The organism is Kitasatospora sp. MBT63 (genome assembly GCF_000710465.2).
Classification (GTDB): domain Bacteria; phylum Actinomycetota; class Actinomycetes; order Streptomycetales; family Streptomycetaceae; genus Kitasatospora.
On the sequence record NZ_JAIZ01000362.1, the window covers coordinates 7,823 to 8,606 of the forward strand.

General features: G+C 70.2%; 1 protein-coding gene. It reads right to left on the reverse strand.

All coding sequences use genetic code 11. From position 1 onward, the window contains the following. Positions 1-6: 6 nt before the first annotated feature. The gene (locus tag AA75_RS21180; RefSeq protein WP_033821730.1) at positions 7-606 is read right to left on the reverse strand and encodes a DUF6426 family protein; all 600 of its coding nucleotides are present in this window, start codon (positions 604-606) and stop codon (positions 7-9) included. Positions 607-784 lie beyond the last annotated feature (178 nt).

Consider the following 784-nt stretch of genomic DNA (forward strand, 5'->3'; position numbering starts at 1 on the left):
AGGTCATCAGCACGCGTGGTCGGTGACCACACCGGTCGGCGCGGTCACGTTGATGTAGTCGACGTGCTGCTGGCCCGTGAAGTCGTAGGTGGTGATCTGGTACACGTTGGTCTGGATCTCGACGAACACCCCCAGGCTCTGGCCCGGGTTGAGCGTGGCGTCCAGGCTGTGCGTCCGGGTCACCGAGGTGTTGACCTCGGCGCCGAGCGAGGCCTTCAGCGCGGTGAGCGCCTCCGAGGAGATGCTGGCCGTGATCTTGAACGAGGTGTTGTACTGCACCGTCGTGGACAGCCGCTCGGGGATGGTGTTGGTGTTGCGCCGGCAGAACTCCTGCTCCTCCCAGGTCTGGCCCTTGCTGTAGACGACCGCCGTCGCCCCGCTGCCGCCGCCGCCCCCGGGGAAGATGACGCCGGGGCCGGGGCCGGGGCCCTCGGGCTGCGGGTGGCCGATGACCACGATCGTGTCATTCGGGTCGTTGTTGTCCCACGGGTCGCAGGACGTGTAGCAGTCGCTGGCGAAGGCCGCCTGCGGCAGGGCGATCGCCGGGACGGCGGTGAGCACGGTGACCCCGAGGGCGACGGCGCCGAAGGCCTTCCTGAGCTGCATGGGTGACTCCACGGTAGAGGTGCGAGGGTGCGGGGGTCGCGGCCCGGGGGCCGCCCCGCCGCGGACGAGTCTCGCCGCGGCTCCGCTCCCCCGACATCCGTAGACCTACGCAACCGGACTACCGAACTCCGGGCCGTACCCGCCGACGTGAACGCCCGACGGAACGTCGCAGCGCTGC

What these genes read in the sequence shown, in the direction of transcription:
- AA75_RS21180 (WP_033821730.1), bottom strand. Translation starts at nt 606, where the DNA reads ATGCAGCTCAGGAAGGCCTTCGGCGCCGTCGCCCTCGGGGTCACCGTG.